The organism is Bacillus sp. HNG (assembly GCF_003400205.1).
Lineage (GTDB): Bacteria > Bacillota > Bacilli > Bacillales > Bacillaceae_L > Ferdinandcohnia.
Genome location: NZ_QUQV01000002.1, coordinates 39129 through 57439, shown reverse-complemented (window position 1 = coordinate 57439; position 18311 = coordinate 39129). Strand labels below are relative to the sequence as shown.

Annotated in this window: 12 protein-coding genes and 1 pseudogene; 10 read left to right on the top strand and 3 right to left on the bottom strand. The window is 35.6% G+C overall.

The features are described from left to right. Window positions 1–282 precede the first annotated feature (282 nt). Both DZB84_RS03670 and DZB84_RS03665 read right to left on the bottom strand, forming a co-directional pair. Window positions 283–1683, bottom strand: a complete 1401-nt coding sequence (locus tag DZB84_RS03670; protein ID WP_116350914.1) for a DUF4910 domain-containing protein — start codon at window positions 1681–1683, stop codon at window positions 283–285. A gap of 257 nt (window positions 1684–1940) precedes the next feature. Beyond that, window positions 1941–2405, bottom strand: a complete 465-nt coding sequence (locus DZB84_RS03665; protein ID WP_116350913.1) for a DUF2663 family protein — start codon at window positions 2403–2405, stop codon at window positions 1941–1943. Window positions 2406–2674: 269 nt separating this feature from the next. Here DZB84_RS03665 and DZB84_RS03660 point away from each other — a divergent pair, with 269 nt between their 5' ends. The 7 genes from DZB84_RS03660 to DZB84_RS03630 all read left to right on the top strand — a co-directional run bounded on the left by DZB84_RS03660 (window position 2675) and on the right by DZB84_RS03630 (window position 10549). Further along, on the top strand, window positions 2675–3304 hold the full coding sequence (locus DZB84_RS03660) for a helix-turn-helix transcriptional regulator (protein ID WP_116350912.1): 630 nt from the start codon (window positions 2675–2677) through the stop codon (window positions 3302–3304). A 155-nt stretch (window positions 3305–3459) separates the two neighbouring features. Continuing rightward, complete coding sequence (locus tag DZB84_RS03655; protein WP_116350911.1) at window positions 3460–4845, top strand: tryptophanase; 1386 nt, start codon at window positions 3460–3462, stop codon at window positions 4843–4845. A 54-nt stretch (window positions 4846–4899) separates the two neighbouring features. After that, window positions 4900–5619 (top strand): ribulose-phosphate 3-epimerase, encoded by a 720-nt coding sequence (locus tag DZB84_RS03650; protein WP_116350910.1) that lies wholly within the window; start codon window positions 4900–4902, stop codon window positions 5617–5619. Between the two features lie 17 nt (window positions 5620–5636). After that, a complete protein-coding gene (locus DZB84_RS03645; protein WP_189655136.1) occupies window positions 5637–6794 on the top strand; it encodes an iron-containing alcohol dehydrogenase in 1158 nt (385 codons plus the stop codon). A 39-nt stretch (window positions 6795–6833) separates the two neighbouring features. Further along, window positions 6834–7469 (top strand): transaldolase family protein, encoded by a 636-nt coding sequence (locus DZB84_RS03640; RefSeq protein ID WP_116350908.1) that lies wholly within the window; start codon window positions 6834–6836, stop codon window positions 7467–7469. After that, the gene (locus tag DZB84_RS03635; RefSeq protein ID WP_116350907.1) at window positions 7466–8893 is read left to right on the top strand and encodes a Sapep family Mn(2+)-dependent dipeptidase; all 1428 of its coding nucleotides are present in this window, start codon (window positions 7466–7468) and stop codon (window positions 8891–8893) included. Before DZB84_RS03640 ends, DZB84_RS03635 begins: the two co-directional genes overlap by 4 nt. Before the next feature lie 48 nt (window positions 8894–8941). Next, window positions 8942–10549, top strand: a complete 1608-nt coding sequence (locus tag DZB84_RS03630) for a PTS transporter subunit EIIC (RefSeq protein WP_116350906.1) — start codon at window positions 8942–8944, stop codon at window positions 10547–10549. Window positions 10550–10825: 276 nt separating this feature from the next. Here the strand turns inward: DZB84_RS03630 and DZB84_RS03625 are convergent, their stop codons facing one another. Beyond that, window positions 10826–11392 carry a permease gene (locus DZB84_RS03625; protein WP_116350905.1) on the bottom strand — a complete coding sequence of 189 codons (567 nt, stop codon included), beginning with the start codon at window positions 11390–11392 and terminating at the stop codon, window positions 10826–10828. A gap of 561 nt (window positions 11393–11953) precedes the next feature. On the opposite strand from DZB84_RS03625, the pseudogene DZB84_RS03620 reads away from it, so the two are divergent. The 3 genes and pseudogenes from DZB84_RS03620 (at window position 11954) to DZB84_RS03610 (ending at window position 18305) form a co-directional block, all read left to right on the top strand. Continuing rightward, window positions 11954–13131, top strand: a pseudogene (locus DZB84_RS03620) (iron-containing alcohol dehydrogenase). Window positions 13132–13414: 283 nt separating this feature from the next. Further along, window positions 13415–15826: an AAA family ATPase gene (locus DZB84_RS03615; RefSeq protein ID WP_411266253.1), complete on the top strand. Its 2412-nt coding sequence runs from the start codon at window positions 13415–13417 to the stop codon at window positions 15824–15826. Continuing rightward, window positions 15795–18305 (top strand): restriction endonuclease-like protein, encoded by a 2511-nt coding sequence (locus DZB84_RS03610; protein ID WP_116350904.1) that lies wholly within the window; start codon window positions 15795–15797, stop codon window positions 18303–18305. The genes DZB84_RS03615 and DZB84_RS03610 overlap by 32 nt, the downstream gene beginning before the upstream one ends. Window positions 18306–18311: the final 6 nt, after the last annotated feature.

Here is an 18311-nt window from a genome sequence, read left to right as displayed (position 1 = left end):
GAAGAGGCTTCAATTTAATAGATAATGGCGTAAACAGAGATGATGAAATATCATTCACTAATTAGCAGGGGTCGTAAAAAAAAGGGACAAGACCAACACAAACAACGTCATCAACACAGAAATAGCAAACGCATCAGGCAAATACCGCTGAATCACACGAGATAACGGCTCTGACACTTTGTTTAACATTTTTCCCTCCTTTTTAGAGGTATGAGGGGGGGAGGTTAATCGTTACCTAACAAGCAGGGCCAAATGACCCTGCTCGTTGTTTATTGAGTAATCTTATTTTAATGGTTGCTCATGATATAACTCAGGGTCTGCTTTAACTTTATGTCCTTTTTTAGGTTTTGGTCCCATATTGTCAAAACGAGCTTGATCATAGATGGCAGAACCTACGATTTCAGCAACATCTTGGAGTTTTTCTTTGCTAATTTTGTCTAATGAGTCTTCTGGGGTATGATACCAAGGCTCTGATGGACTATGAATGAATAAGGCAGCTGGGATTCCAGCTTCTGCAAATGGAACATGGTCACTTCTACCACCAGCATAAAACGGAGTAGGCTCCCCATTCAGTCTTGTACTTGATGCTTGGGCAAGTTCAGTTACTAGATTTGGTTGACCATCAAGTGTAGCCATTGTTAAATTACCTGCATCCCGACTTCCTACCATATCTAAATTAAAGTTTGCAATAATACGGTTGAGGTCGTCTTCTGGTAAGTTTGCCACATAATGTGCAGAACCAATTAGCCCAAGCTCCTCAGCACCAAACGTGATGAAACGAATTTCTGTATCTGTAGGAATGTCTTTAAATACACGGGCTAACTCAAGTGTCATAGCTGTGCCCGATGCATCGTCATTTGCTCCAGGTGCACCTGCCACGGAATCATGGTGCGCACCAACGACAATTACATCATTTGTATCTTTCTTCTTATTAGTTGGCTTCTTTGTTGCAATGACATTATGGGAAATACTTTCACCAGTTCTTGCACCTTCAACCTGAAGGGAGGTAGGAAGAACCTCTCCACTTACTAGTGCATCATAAAGTGCATCACCTTCTGCTTTCGTTAAAGCAACAGCAGGCACATACTTATCATTCGCTTCTCCAAGAGTCCCATTTAAAGCCCCTGAAGTATTGTTGAAAATAATGACTCCTAAAGCTCCTTTTTCTGCAGCATTTAACACTTTCTCTGCAAACGAGATTTCGCCACGCTTAATAAGAGCAATTTTTCCAGTAAGGTCAGTGTTTTGAAGTTCTGCAACTGTCCCTAATCCTGCATAGACAAGTTCTCCTGATACATCCCCGTTGACTGTGTATGTGAAGGAACTTGGGTGGAGGGAACCATCATAGCCATTTACCGAAAGTTCGATTGAGCTTGGAGGTGTATAGCCATAGAAGGTAAACGGTTGAATTTCAGTTTCATATCCGTAGGATTCGAATTGTTCTTTTATGTATTGAACAGCGTTGTGTTCTGCTTCCGTCCCTGCGACACGTGGTGTTTCAGAAAGGTGAGCAATGTTGTTATAAATATTGTCTACATTAAGTTGATTAATCACCTTGTGATCAAAGAACTTCTCCTTCTGAGATTGTGTCACTTCGATTGGTTTCGCGAATACTGCAGGTGTTGCAATTGCCCCAAATGCGAGAGTTGTGGTAAGTCCAAACGATATCACTAGTTTTTTCATGAAATGCCTCCTCTTACTAGATTAATAGTATACGATAAAATTTTATATCATTTGGAAAATTCTGATAAGAGAACTTGTCCTTAGAAACATTTAGGTCGAAACTCATATTTCCAATAAATAACGATACAACCGGGACAATTCTCCCGTGAGGAAAATACTTCCAAAATGGAAGAGGATATATGGAGGCGTGGGTATTATCCACAAAAGGCTGCCTACCCAATGTGCTAAAGCGTGGGGAAGGCAGCCTTTCTTGTACTCTATTTTGTTTTATGATTTATTTTTATATCATGTTTTTTCACATATTCATAGATTTGTTGATTTGTTTTATCATCATATTTTTTCACCCATTCTTTATTAGATAAATCAACAATTTCATTTCGTAGGGAATGATATTCATCTTTCGCTTTTTCTTTTAGATCAAAGGTGAATTTTGAAGTGAAGTATAACACTGCCCCGAAAAATACGTCCCTAGCTATATTTTTATTAGAAAACATCATATCGAAAAATGCAGTATTTCCAAACGCAAATGGGGTGTATATGAAATACTTAATAATTGTGTAGAAGGCATATCCAATTAACGTATACAAGAAGAATCTATGCATGGATTTTTTTCTATTATGCTTTTCGTTAAAATCAAGTAAGCGATCCAGTGAATCTCCATCAGCCCTTGATATACTAGTTCCTTCCTGATGCCAAGGTGCTGAAAAACTATTATCTGACATTGTACTCCTCCTAACATGAACTTTTATTCATCCACAATTCTATTCGTTTGGTACATTTTATTTTAGGTTCAGTAGGATTATGACAAGCTTCCTGTGAAGTGATTGTATAAGCAAGACTTTTTGATGGGAATATGGAAATTTTTCAGTTCCTCGAAATCTACTTTAATCTTTATATTGCTAGTTAATGCCATTTATAGGTAATATAAAATTACAACAAGCTTTTTTTAGGAAACGGGATAATACATAGAGAACAAAGAAAGGAGATAACTATGGAGGATTTACGCAGCTACATACCTTTAATTAAGTTTTTCGGTCAATTTCTTGGTACGGATGCAGAATTGATCCTGTATGATACCAAAAAAGAAATGATTGAATTTGTTTATAATCCATTCAATTCACAAATAACGGAAGGAAGCCCAATTCCTGAAATGGAAAAAAGGTTTATTTCACAAGAATTATTTAAGCAAGAAGAATTTATTGTGAATTATCGGGCCTTTTCTTCTGATCGAAATAAATTAAGGTCTGCCTCATATTTTATTAAAAATTCTGAGGATGAGTTAATTGGAATTTTGACCATTAATTATAAGGTGGATGAATTAATTGAACTTCGATCTACATTAAATCGATTAATTAGTGGTTCCGAGCAGTTTACCTTTAAAGGTGAAAACTTTTATGAAAGCTTTAATTTATCATTCGAAGACTTAATGAATAATACGATTCAAGACGCATTGAAAAAATATAATGTACCACCTGATCGCTTATCCCATGATGAAAAAATGGATTTAATTCGTACACTAGATGAGAAGGGGACTTTTTTACTTAAAGGATCAGTAGCAGAATTAGCAAAGGTTTTGCAAACATCTGAAACTTCGATTTATCGATATATAAATAAGCTTTAAATATAATTTTTAGAATCTCTTTTCTGTTCATTTACAGAAAAGAGATTTTTTTTACTAAATTTTAATTTTTTTGACTCTTGTAAACGTTTTCTCAACGTGTTAAAATATTTACAGGATGAAAAAATATTACCATTCGTAGAAAGGATGAATCCCAGATGAAGTTTATGACTGCAGAACCTTTTAGAATTAAAATGGTAGAAAGAGTGAAAAAAACGACAAAACAAGAAAGACAGCAATGGTTAAAAGAAGCTGGTTTTAATGTTTTTAAGATTAAAGCAGAAAATGTATATATTGATTGTTTAACAGACAGTGGTACCTCAGCAATGAGTAGTGAACAATGGTCCGCACTTATGCTTGGTGATGAATCATATGCGGGATCAAAAAGCTTTTATAAATTACAAGAATCTGTAGAAGATATATTTGGTATGCCGTATGTTCAACCGACACACCAGGGAAGAGCAGCGGATTATATAATGGCTAAACTGTATGCTAGAGAAGGAAGATATGCGATTGGAAATATGCACTTTGATACATTTAGAGGAAATGCTGAAGTGTTAGGTGCCTTGGCAGTTGATTATGTTATTGATGATGGGAAGGATACGGCAAGCCCTGCTCATCCGTTTAAAGGAAATATAGATGTTCAAAAAATGAAACGATTAATCGAAGAAAAAGGCTCTGATCAGATTTCTGTCGTTATTATAACGGTTACTTGTAATAACAACGGTGGGCAACCCGTTTCCATGCAAAATATCAGGGAAGTAAGTCAATTGGCAAAAGAATATAATATCCCTGTTGTCCTCGATAGTGCTCGTTTAGCTGAAAATGCTTACTTCATTCAACAAAGGGAAGAAGGATATCGTAATAAGTCTATTAAAGAGATTACAAGGGAAATGTTCTCCTATTGTGAGACTGCGACGATGAGTTCTAAAAAGGACGGAATGGTTAACATTGGCGGACTTTTTGTAACACGAAATAAAGAAGTTTTTGAACAGGCTCAACAACTTGCCATCGTACATGAAGGATTTATAACATATGGTGGATTAGCCGGCCGAGATTTGGAAGCTCTTGCTGTGGGGCTTCAAGAAGGCTGTGACGAACAGTACTTAGAATATCGAATAAACCAGGCAAAATATTTAGGTGATAGATTACTAGAAAACGGTGTTCCAATTGTCGAACCTACAGGTGGTCATGGAGTATATGTAGATGGAAGAAGATTTTTCCCACATATACCTCAATCAGAATTTCCTTCACAAAGATTAGTAGTTGCACTATACGAAGAAGCTGGGGTTAGAGCAGTTGAGATTGGAGCGTGTGCGTTTGGTTCCAAGGATCCAGTAACTGGTGAGCCAATCTGGCCAGATATTGAAACTATGAGGATTGCATTATCACGAAGAGTATATACAAACAGTCATATGGATGTAATTGCAAATGCACTTGGTGAAATTTATAAAAATCGTGACCAATATAAAGGAATGAAACTTGTATATGAGGCTCCGATAACATCATTAAGACACTTCACAGCAGGTTTCGAGCTATTGTAAAAAAGTAATAGATTGAGAAAAGACACAACTAGTTATACTTAGGAGGAATCTTAAATGAAAAAATATATTAAAATCGCAGCAGGACTCGCTCACGTAAACTACGGGCATATTGCAGCAATTGTAAAAGAAGCATCAGATGCCGGAGCTGATTATATTCATTCAGATGCAGCTGATATGTACGATTTGAGAAACATGCAGCTAATGGGAGGGCACCAAATTATTGAAGGTATTCGTCCAGTAACGGATAAACCTATCGAATGTCACATCTATACGCGTGAATGTGATCGCTTGTTTATTGAAAAAATTGCTGCAGCTGGGGCAAATATGCTCATCATCCCTGCAGAGCAATTCCTTGGTGCTCCTTTAGCGTATATAATCAACTATTGCAGAGAATTCGGAATGAAAGTTGGATTAACGATAGGATGTTACACGCCACTGTCATTTGTTGAAGAGGCAATTTATGATATTGATCGTCTACATATCGTCGTTCATGGTGTAGACGAAACAGATGGCAAGGATAATTGGGGGTGGAGAAGATCCTCACTTGATTTAGTAAAAAGAGCGAGAAAACTAATCAATGAAAAAAATCCGAAATGTGAGCTTGCAGTTGATGGCGGTTTAAGAGCCGATAATTTAGCAGAAATGGTTGGTGCGGAACCTGACGTTATTATTCTATCATCTGGAATTTTTAAATATCCAGAGGGGATAACTGCTGGAGTAAAAGCTTGTAGAGAGGCGATTGATAAGGCAAGTATTGAGTATTTCGGCGAATAATGATTGGGGGAGACGGTATGAAGTTTTCATTTTATTCACCTGTACGAATTCATTTCGGTCGTGGTTCACGAAAGGTCATAGGAAAGCGTGCAAAATGCTATGGAACAAAGGGCCTTATCATTCGAACGCCGATTCGTAACTCAGATCGGGAGAAGTACTTTACTGAGATTACTGAGAGTTTAGTTGAAAATGGTGTCCAATATATCGTCTTTGATCAAGTCAAACCGAATCCGACTACTAGTATCGTAGATGATGCTAAACAGCTTGCAATTGAAGAAAAGGTAGATTTCATTCTTGCGTATGGTGGCGGTTCTTCCATGGACACAGCAAAAGCGGTTGCCCTAAGGGGATATAATCAAGAGTTTAGCTGGGATTATTGTTTCAGCGAATGTTCTGATCCGTTTCAAGATAAGGATGAAACAATTAAGGCACTACCTCTCTTAGCGGTTACCACTACATCAGGAACAGGTTCCCATGTAACACAAGCAGCTGTTATATCCGATATCGAAAACGATGATAAATTAACCATTTTTCATTCTTGTTTATTTCCAAAAGAGAGTTTCGTAGATCCCGAGTTAATGGTATCTGTACCTAAACATATCACGGCAGTAACAGGGTTTGATGCCTTAAGTCACGCACTAGAAAGTTATTTAAATCCGCGTGCCTCTTTATATACAGAAACGCTCTCATTGCAGTCAATATCCTTGATTACGCAAGTGTTACCGAATGTCATACATGATCTCGGTAACCTTGAGTATCGAGAAAAACTTGCATATGCAGATACATTATCAGGAATTTGCCTTTCCAATGCAGGTGCAGAAGCTCCGCATCCAATAGGGGAAATAATAAATGGGTATTATCCTGACTTAGCTCATGGTGAAACATTGGCGTATGTTTATCCATCTTTTATGAAGCATGTAAGTCATGCTAAACAAGAAAAGGTAGAAACTTTACTTACAATTTTAAAGGATTTTGTACCTACAGGTGACCTTTCATTGGGAGAGAAAGCATATGAAACCATGAAAAACTTCCTCTCAGCAATTGAACTGACGGATGTGTTGTCAAAGATTGAAATCGAAGAAGAAAAACTTGCCAAAATGAAAGAGAAACTTGTCTTTAATTTGCCCTTAACAAATTCGAAACAGCTTCAAGAAATACTGGTTAGCAGCTTGTAGGTTCTACTTTTACAATTCTATGGAATTGAGGGGAAATCGATGAAGTACCTTATTGATTCAGCGAATCAAGTAGAAATTGACGAGTCATTAGAGATGGGTATTTGCGGGATCACCGCAAATCCATCCCTTTATGTAAAAGATAATGTCAATTTTTATGAGTTTTTAACAAGAAACAGTAAAAGAGGCTGTTTATTGACAGGGGAAGTACTTGGAGATAGCGTGGAAGAAATGCTGGAGCAAGCTGAAAAAATCACACAAATCTCTGATGATATTATTATCAAACTAAATTATTCTCCACAGAGTTTAAAGGTGGCGAATGTATTAAAGAATAAAGGGATCAAGACCGCAATGACACTTGTATTTGATGTCAACCAAGCACTTTTATCAGTAACTGCGGGCGTATCCTACCTATTCCTCTTTGTAGCGAGGAATGAAGAATTAGGAGTAGACGGGTTGGAATTTGTTAGAGATGTTTCAACCATTATAAAAAAGAAAGACTATGAGGTAAAAATCGTTGCTGCAAGTATTCGTACGAAATATCAGCTTCAGCGCGTAGCACAAGATGCAGATTATATTGCGGCTCCTTTTAAACTAATTAAGGAAAGTTTCCTGCATCCTTCTACACTTGCTGGTGCAAAACAGTTTGAAACAGATATGAAGGGTTGTTTTGTATGAATATGGAGGTGATGTCTGCAAACAGTATTGTCTACTCTTATTATGAAAAACTACAGCAGTATGAAGAAGAATTGTTTAAGGATTTGGCTGATTTAGTTGCAATTCGATCCGTTTTAGATGAAAAGACAGCAAGTACAAATTCACCATTCGGAAAAGGCATACGTGATGTATTTGATAAAATGCAGGAAATTGCAAGAAGAGATTCTTTCCGGGTCTCAGATTTTGATGGCTACGCAATGCATATTGAACAAGGTAGTGGTGAAGAGATTGTTGGAGTATTGGCACATTTAGACGTTGTGCCTGAAGGAAATCGGGAAGACTGGATCTTTGACCCATTCATTCTAACCGAATTTAATGGAGAATTGTACGGAAGAGGAGTTAATGATGATAAAGCACCAGCACTTGCTGCTTACTATGCGATGAAAATTTTAAGAGACTTAGGTATCTCTTTTAACCGAAAGATTCGCCTTATCTTAGGAGGTGCTGAAGAAACGAGCTGGGAGTGTATGAATCACTATTTTAAACACAACCCACAACCTACAATGGCTTTTTCACCTGATGGAGACTTCCCAATCGTGAATGGGGAAAAAGGAGTTGTACAGGGATCGTTTTTTTTAGATAGTGACAAATCTTCGACCGAAACAGGGACTCATGAGTTAGTATTCATTGATTCGGAAAAACAATGGGGTTTCATTTGTGAGAGAATACGAGTCGTTTTTAGAAGTAGTAATCCCGAAAAATTAGCATCTTCTCTAACAGGAGCATCAAAAATAGAGATAAATGACAAAAATGTAACCGCTTACTACATTGGTGAAAAACAGTTGTCAAGGAATCCCTATAAAGGAGAGAATGTTTTCTTTGCGTTTGCAGAAGATTTACTTTCCTTGGGTAATGAGATTACAAACAGTAGCGATTTTCAAAGATTTATAGAATACAAGTTATTGGATGATGTTTATGGCAAAAAACTAGGTCTCTTTTATGAAACGGAAGAAATGGGTCATTCAACCTTTGGAATCACTTTTATTACGTTTGATGGCAATGAATATGAGCTCGGATTTGACTACAGATATCCGAAACTGAATTCAAAAATAGATTTGAGTGAACAGTTTAAGGAAATTGGGAGTATTCACGGTTTATCTGTAATCATTCATAAAAAAATAGCTCCTTTGTATGTGGACCCTAACTCGACCTTAATAAGAAATCTAAGTGAAGCTTACCGGAATGTTACGGGAAAGAAAGCTGAAGTAATGACTAAAGGGGGGATCTCGTACTCAAGAGCACTAACCAATTGTGTTGCCTTCGGTCCAACCTTCGAAGGGGATAATCCAAACACGCATAAACCTAATGAAAAAATCAAGATTGAAACATTGTATAAAGCAATCATTATTTATTGCGAGGCAATCCGACTATTAGCAACAAGTTAACTCATCATGACATTTCCACTCTATTTTATAAAACGGGGAGAGATTAAGATGAAGGAAAGAATACAAGTATTCGCTGGTTCAATGATGATTCCGATTATACTTCTAGTTGTTGCGGGGATATTTATCGGGGTCGGTGCTGCTTTTGCAAATATAGAAAACGTAAATGCGCTTCATCTAGGTTGGTTAATAAAAGAAGGGAATTTCCTACATGATTTCTTTACAATCATTAATAGCTTAGGGTTCATGGTAATGAGATTCTTACCTGTATTCTTTGCGGTAGGAATAGCCTACGGATTAGCGAAAAAGGAAAAAGGATGGGCTGCAATGGCAGGCGTTGTCCTTTTCCTCGGAATTAATACAATTATTAATACGATGTTAACAATCAATAATCTAACACCAGAAACAACTACAATTGATGCTTTAATACAATCAGGTTATTCAGAGCAGGATGCTAAAAACTACAATTCATTATTTGGTCATGTTTTAGGTATCTTCAGCTATAATATGGGAATATTTTCAGGAATAATTGCAGGTATTGTTGCGAGTCTTATCCATAATAGATATTGTGAAAAACAATTGCCAAATGCATTATCATTCTTCGCAGGCCCAAGATACGTTCAGATTATGGCATTTATTGTAGTCTTGCCAGTTGGGATTATCATGTATTATGTATGGCCAATAGTCGGAATGGGGCTTTCCAGCTTAAGTAATTTTATTACTACAAGCGGATTAATTGGTACATTTGTTTTTGGTGCAGCAGATAGGGCACTCCTTCCACTCGGAATCCACCATCTCATTGCGTTTCCAATCGAATATACAAAGGTTGGGGGAACAATGATGATAGATGGAACGGTATATGAAGGAGTACGTAACATTATGCTTGCACAAATGGGATCGCCAAATGAATCTGAATATATTGTCCGTAACTTTACGACAGGTAGAATTCTATTCCATTTCGGTGGACTTCCAGGTGCAGCTTTGGCTATGTATATGACTGCAAAGAAGGAAAATCGTAAGAAGGTAGCAAGTTTATTAATCCCTGCTGTAGCGACAGCCGTATTAATTGGTGTTACTGAACCGATTGAGTATACTTTCTTATTTGTGCAACCATTGCTTTATTTCTTGATTCATGTTCCTTTATCTGGACTATCTTATGTGATTACAGAAGCCCTAAACGTTTCAATTATAGGTACGGCAGTTCGCGATATGTTCCCTAACCTGTTACAAACTGAAAAGGTGAACGCATTATCCTTGCTATTCCTAATACCAGCTTATTTTGCTGCGTACTATTTTAGCTTCCGTTGGGCAATTTTGAAATTTAATATAAAAACACCTGGTCGTGAAGATAAAGAAAGCATGATTAAACTGTTTACGAAAAAGGACTATAAAGAATTAAAAGATCTAGAGAAAGATGATCAAATCTCAGGAATCGTTAACGCACTTGGTGGTATCGAAAATATTGACAATATCACAAATTGTGCAACGCGACTACGAGTTGAAGTAAAAGATGCTAAGCTAGTAGATACCGACGAAAAGTGGGTGAATGAACTTGGGGCACAAGGGGTTGTGCGGAATGGAAACTCCCTACAGATTATTTACGGTACCCAAGTTATCACTTTAGCGGGTCAAGTGAAAACGGCAATCGGTATGGAATAATAAATAGTGAGAATACTAACCTTTGAAGGTGTGCCAATTTGGTGCACCTTCAACGTTTGGTGGTTATTAATTATTCACGGAGTATTATTCCTCATTACTGTGAGAGGAGACTTTATTATGCCAATTCATCTTTTACTGAAATCCCTCATGCTTCAATTACTTCTAATATTGATTTACGTAATTTCAACTTTATACCGCAATACCGCACTCTTATCTTTAGGGATCAGAGGGACGGTTCTTCTGTTCCCTATGAACCACTAGAACCGTCCCTGTGGATTATGAGAAAACATCAATGCCTAATGAAAGAAGGAGAAAAACGGTCATTATACAACCAGCTAAAATGGCTTTTCCCTTGTGTGCAGGATCGGAAGCTTGGAGTAAGTGTCTGAAATAAAGAATAGCCCCAGCTGTAATCAAGAGAAGTTCGAATAGGAAGCTTACAAAAAAAGAATTCCATAAACCTAAACCAAGAAGAGGGAGGTCGCCTGCGTTTCCCGGGAGAATGGGTAGATCGGGACGATGAACGATTAAATCCAAAACCCAGTGGCTAAAAGCTACAACTCCAATTATCACCCCTGATCTTTTACCCCAATAACGACCCGCAAGAAACTCTGCTAGAATGGATAGCAACATGGCTCCTATGAAAGAATGCGTATAAAATGCAAAAATCATCATCTTTGCATAGCCACCCTCGCCGATTGGTTCCATTGACTCTATCCCGCCTAAATTAAATGGAATAAAGGCAATATCAAGTAACTGAGTGCTGACTAATAGCGACCAAAGTGGCAGTTCTGGGGTTTTACTTTTTACTGCAGCAGCAACTCCAAAATGTCCAGCGAACATCTCAACCATCTCCTAATAATAGAAATAAGAATGAATAATCCATGTAATTATAATTAACTTTAATATTTTTCGTTTGTGATAATTGTGAAATTTGTGTAATTTTTGTGGTTAGGGTTTTTAACAAAAAACTGGCGCTCCTTTCGAAAATTGCTAGTCTAATTCCTCGGTTACACTCTAGAGGTTTTAGACTTTTTTCTCTCAAAGTCCTTAATGTTGCTAATTAATTTTTCCTTGATATGAGTCCATTTGTTAATATGTGGGCAACAAGTGATAAAACTTGTGACAATCGCTTGTGAAAAAATAGCAGAAGTAGTACATTCTTATGACCGTAATCAATTGGTTTAAATTTTAATTCAATACAAGCCTTCCCAGACAGGTTGATGGTAGATTAAGGTGTAAAACACGCAATCAAGGTGATGACAGAACCCAACCTAGTAGTCTTTAATCATAATTGTTGAATAAAATGATTAATAGGTGAAATATTGGTTAAATCAAATCGAAAGAAAAAAGGACGTTGCAACTCGTCCAATTATTCTTAGCAACCAAAACTAGGGGGAAGGTATGAATTCAATATCAAGTGTCTATATGCCTAAAGCTATTTTTTATGGCAATGGTTCCTTTAAACAATTAGGGGCTGAAACTAGAAAACTAGGAACCAGCGCTCTTATCATCAGTGACAAGGTTATGGAGAAACTGGGTTATGTTGATGACTGCAAAAAGATGTTAAATGAAGAAGGGATTCTTTGTTCAACCTATTTAGGAATTGATTCCGAACCCACTGATCTATTTGTATATGAAGCCCTCGAAATATGTATACAAAATACTGTGATGTCATTATTGCATTAGGTGGGGGTAGCTGTATTGACACTGGAAAAGCTGTTGCTGTATTGGCTACGAATGGTGGAGATATCAGTGATTTTATGGGGAATAAAAAAATGGCTGATAATAAGGCTATTCCTCTAATTGCCATTCCAACCACTGCAGGTACTGGATCAGAAGCAACAGATGTTACAGTCATAATAAATACAAGTAATGATGTAAAAATGATGATTAAACAACCGGCGTTTTTACCAGAAGTCGCGATTGTTGACCCTAAACTCACACTATCTTCTCCTACACATATCACTTCAGCAACTGGGGTAGATGCCCTAACTCACGCCATAGAAGCATACATTTCAAGACGTTCACATCCATTTATAGCCACCCTTGCCTTATCTGCAATAAAATTGATTTACGACAATATTGAAGAAGCATATAAGAATGGGAATAATATAGGCGCAAGAGAAAAAATGTCATTAGGCGCCTTAAAGGCTGGTATCGCATTTTCAAATGCATCTGTTTGTTTAGTTCATGGAATGTCTAGACCAATCGGAGCCATATTTCATGTCCCGCATGGAGTTTCAAATGCCATGTTGCTACCAGCCATTTTGGAATATAGTAAACCAGCTTGCATTAATAGGTTAGCTGATATTGGACGGTTTATTAAGCCAGAGTTAAGCCGTTATTCTAACGAAGAAATGGCAAATATTGTTGTACAAGAAATAAAGAAACTTTGTTTGAATTTGAACATCCCCAACATGAAGGAATGGGGGATTGAAAAACAAGAATTGGATAAAGTTGTTGGAAAAATGGCGAAAGATGCTATTGCAAGTGGGAGCCCTTCGAACAATCCAAGAATTCCAACTGAAGAAGAAATTATTGAATTATACCGACTTTGTTTTGATTTTAAAAATGAATAGATGAATCCATATTGTAAATCCCAAAAACTAGTTCACAGCTTCTGAACTAGTTTTTTATTTTTCATATGACTACCTTCATATCACTTTTAGGCAAAAAGAAGGATTTTTCGACACAGTAATGGAAAGTATTTAACAAGAGGTAGAGCTTTGTCGATATGGACATGATTGCTGAAGCAAAGATAATATAATGAAATTGACGTTAAAGTAAGAAAAGCAGTATCGGTTAAGTTCGCAATAAATTAAAAAGATACTTAAAGCATAAATAAAAAAGGAGTAAGGACAAGTGGCTGTTGAGGATACAATATTAATCAAAATTGGCAAATCGTATAGAGAGGGAATGTCAACTGAAGATTTATATAATGCAACAAGTGTTAGTTGGAAAATTAGTAGAGAAAAACTTCAATCGGGCGATTATAAATTCTATTGTGCAATATATAATAACAAAATTAAAGAAGTCTATGAGTTCATTGGATATGAAAAAGATGAAAGACCAGAAAAAGAAGGACGTTGTATCTTAAAAGGAAAAATAGCAGAAATGCAAATTCGTAATACCCTTTTAGACTTAGATGTGAGCAATTTGCACAAAGGTTTAGGTAATCCAATTAAGTATGAAAACATGGAAAAATTATTGAAAATCGCTAAAAAGGAAAATGAACCAACAGAGGATCCCTATACAGTTGAAGCAGAAATTAGAGAGTTTTATATGGAACCTGTTTTAATAAACCTTTCAAAAAAGGTAACAGAAATTAAAACAATTAGTACTCAAAAATCTAATTGGATTACTAGAGTAGATGAAGAAGGAATTTATGTTGAAACTGAATCATCTAGAGAAAAACATCAAAATGGTGAAAAGGAATCACCATGGGAGTACATCACTTTTGAATTTATTATGCAGGGATGGAAGGAATTTATTAAAGTTAGAACTGCTACACAATCTGACTTTATCAAAACTAAAGGTAGATCTTCATTTCTAATGGCCTTTTTTAGTCAACTACCTTTTGTAGGAGTAACCACAAAGGATACGAAGGTGGCAATAACCCTTAAGGAGTTTACAACCGACCAATTACCTGAAGGTAATATTGAACTTACTTTATCCTTTTTGGATGAAATCATTAAAGATAATGTAGACCCGAGAAAAATTAATTCTATTTTTAAAGAAGAGAAAATTATTAGGTTAAAATCCAGGGCACGACAGGGATTGAAGCTCTTAGGGTTTTTAAATGAAAAGCATGAACTCAATAAAGCTTTAATTAATGAATACCAGACAAAATCAGATAGTAAAGTCATCTTAAGAAATCAAATAACAAAACTGGACTATTTCAACCTTGTAAGAAGGCTACTTCCTTTAACTGAGAATTTACAAAAACAAGATAAACTTAAATGTTTCAAAGGGATTGGGATGCTTATTGTTCGTAGTTCCCTAAAAGATAATTTAATGAAAGAGTCTGTTGCAGAATATCGGACAAGAAATATACTAAGTTGGTTACAGGAATTAGATATTGTAGATGAGGAATGGGATTTAATTAATCAAGAAAATGAAATTGAGTATGTAATAAATTCGGGTGCAAGTATTGCACAAGAGGATGGTCAGAAATTGCTTTCAGCAAATGAAGTGGTTACACATATTGACAAATATATAAAAAGTAAAGGTTTCTATTATGAAAAAGAAGAAATAATAAATCTATTTTTAGCCTTAAAAACAAAGCCATTTGTTATACTGTCCGGTATATCTGGTACCGGTAAAACTAAAATTGTTCAATGGTTTTCAGAAAGTATTGGTGCTACTGAATCAAATGGACAATTTAAACTAATCCCTGTTCGCCCGGATTGGAACGATGGATCAGATTTATTAGGATACCGTGATATCAAAGGGGATTTTGTTGAAGGTCCATTAACTAAAGTAATAAAAGAAGCAATGGTCAATCCAACTCTGCCGTATATCGTTTTATTAGACGAAATGAATTTGGCACGTGTAGAATATTATTTCAGTGATATTTTAAGTGTTATGGAGAGTAGACGCTGGGAAGATGGAGAATTAGTGACTTCGATCTTAATATCTGATGAAATTGCGGAAACAAATATTAGTTTGCCGTTAAATTTATATATAATAGGCACGGTGAATATGGATGAAACCACCCATCCATTTAGCAAAAAGGTTTTAGATCGTGCAAATACAATAGAGTTTAATGAAATACATTTAGACTTTCTTGACTTTTTAAATGAACTACCAGAAATATCTCCGATTAAAATTGGTAATCGGACATTGCTTGGAGAGTATCTGCATTTAAAGGATGTTTATGTGGAAAATCCAGAATTAATAGAAAAAACAACAAAGGAATTGGTTCGACTTAATGAAATATTGAAACCAATAGGTGCTCAGGTAGGTTACCGTGTTCGCGATGAAATATGTTTCTATATAGCATATAGTCAAGCTGCAAATTTGTTTTCGTTTGAACAAGCATTGGATAGATGTATCCTTCAAAAAATTTTACCAAGAGTCGCTGGTAGTGATACAAGGGTGGAGGAAGTTTTAAATAACCTATATAAATTCTGTACAAATAGATTATTTGATGAAGATGGTTTATTAGATATGGGAGATTTACGCAATGTTAAATTTCCAAAGAGTGCAAGAAAAGTAATTGAGATGAGAAGGAGGCTGTATGATGGCTTTACTTCCTTCTGGCTTGGCTCCTAATGATGTAGAACTTGTATACGTTGATACCGCCCATTTCACTCTTGTTATAAAAGGGAAACCTTATCATGAAAAATATCATGGATTATTACAATATAAACAACTAGATTTTCATGATGTAATGAACTTTGATGTCAGGGGTAAACATATTAACGCCAAAAAAGTATTTGATGTGGAAACTCAAGTACTAGTCGAACCAACAAATCAGAGACCAATATTTTTTGAAAACGGAAGTTATCAAATAGTTGTTTCACCAAAAGATAAGAACGATCTTTCGTTCTATCATGAACATCCTTTACTGAGAAGAGCAGTAGGAAGAGTTGATATTGGAGATAATTATTTTTTAATGGGGAGCTTACAGTTTCAAAATGAAGTTGGTTTATCAACATTTGAAATTCGAAGTGGGGAAGAAGTACTTTTAGAGGTAACTATTGAAATATTTCCGTCGAAGCTAGATTACAAAGCTGATTATAAAAAACTTCTTAATGAGGTAAATGATGAGATTTATAACTTAGCTTTTCATTTTATTAAGAAAACATATTTTGGAGCTAAAGTAAATGTTGAAGGAAAACCATCAAGAAGCGAATTTTATCGGTTACTTGACTTTCATTTTGAAGGATTAATAAAAGCAATACAACACATAGAGTCACAACCCAATCGTAAATTAATTACTACTCACATTCACGCTAGGGGAGATCAGCTCGGTAAATTAGATCAAAGAGGCAGACAATATATTAGGAAGCGTCCACATTTGCTTATTGATGTTAAATCAGGAATTGAGATTGGAAATAGAGTGGTTTTGCCTAAATCTGGGTTGAAAATCAAAAAAGACCATACCACCGATACACTTGAAAATCAATTTATTAAATGGATAATGAGTAGGCTACAGAACAAAATTTCTGATTTATTCGAGAAGGTAACAAGTAAAAATAAAAGGTATGAAGTAGAGCCTGATCCAGATTTAGTTGGAAAAATTCAAACAATGCTTTCAGGCTTAGATAAAAAATTGAAGAATTCATTTTGGAATAAGATAGGAAAACTAGATAGGTCGGTAATGAGTCTTGTAATTCAAATGGCACCAGGATATCGGGATGTATTTCAAACCTATTTAATTCTTTCAAAAGGACTTACATTACAAGGAACTCTTTACCAAATGTCTGTAAAAGATGTTGCTACAATGTATGAATATTGGACTTTTATCAAGCTGGGGCAAATCCTGAATAAAAATTATGAACAAATAGATCAAGATATAATTAAGGTAAATCGGGAAGGTATGTTTGTTAATCTGGATACGAAATCTACTGCAAAACGAGTATTTCAACATCCCGTAACAAAGGAACAAATCATATTAACATATCAAAAAGCTGAACGTAATTTACCTACTTTATCTCAAAAACCAGATACAACACTAAGTATCGAGAAAAAGGGTAAAGACTTTAAATACAATTATATTTTTGATGCTAAATATCGTATTGATTTTGCTGTCGAAGGTAGCTACTACCAAAGGCTTTACGGAGACCCTGGACCAATGGAAGATGATATAAATACAATGCATAGGTACAGAGATTCTTTAGTTGTTCAACAAAATGGTCCATTTGAAAGAACTGCGTTTGGTGCATATGTATTATTTCCTTGGAATGATGAGGATTTATACGAAAACCATCATTTTTATCAGAGTATTGGTAAGGTGAATATTGGTGGTTTGCCTTTTCTACCAAATGCTACACGATTGGTTGAGCAATTTATAGAGCATTTAATTGAAAAAAGTCCAGAGGAAATTCAGAAGGAAGGAATTTTACCGAGGGGTTCTAAAGAAGAGTGGATTTCCACTTTTGATGAATGGGTACTTGTAGGGACGGTAACATCAAAGGTAAATTATGAAAGATGTATCAATAATCTTTTTTACTATATTCCTTCAAGAAACTTAAAAAGAGGCTGGCAGGAAGCAAAGTATGTTGCATTATATTTAGTTAATGGTATAGCATCTAAAAATGGCATAGTTTGTTATGGGAAAATAACTGAAGTGAAATTTGTTAAAGGATTTGAAATCAATGAACTCCTTATCAACGATTCTACTGAATATGTAAAATTTGAAATAGAGGTTTGGAATTCACTATCTCAACCAATTAATCCTGTTGGTTATGGTATCTCAATTTATTCAATTACCACATTATCAACATTAAAAGCTGCAAAAGAGCTACCGGAGATATTCATGAAATCAAAGGAAGAAAGAACAATTTGGCGAATGTTAAGGAGAATTTCAGATCAGGTTACTGTTGATTTGGATGCGAAAAATTTAGATAAAGCGTCAAAAATTAAAAGATTTCAATTTAAAAATGTTGTGGTGAACTTGGATAACGAGGTTAGACAAATGAATATCATTTATGATCACGGTAATAAGGTAATTGGTTATGAAGAATTAATTAAAAAGCCTTCAAGTGTGTTTAAACAAATAATTGGAATAATAGAAGCTGGGGAATAGTTAGCT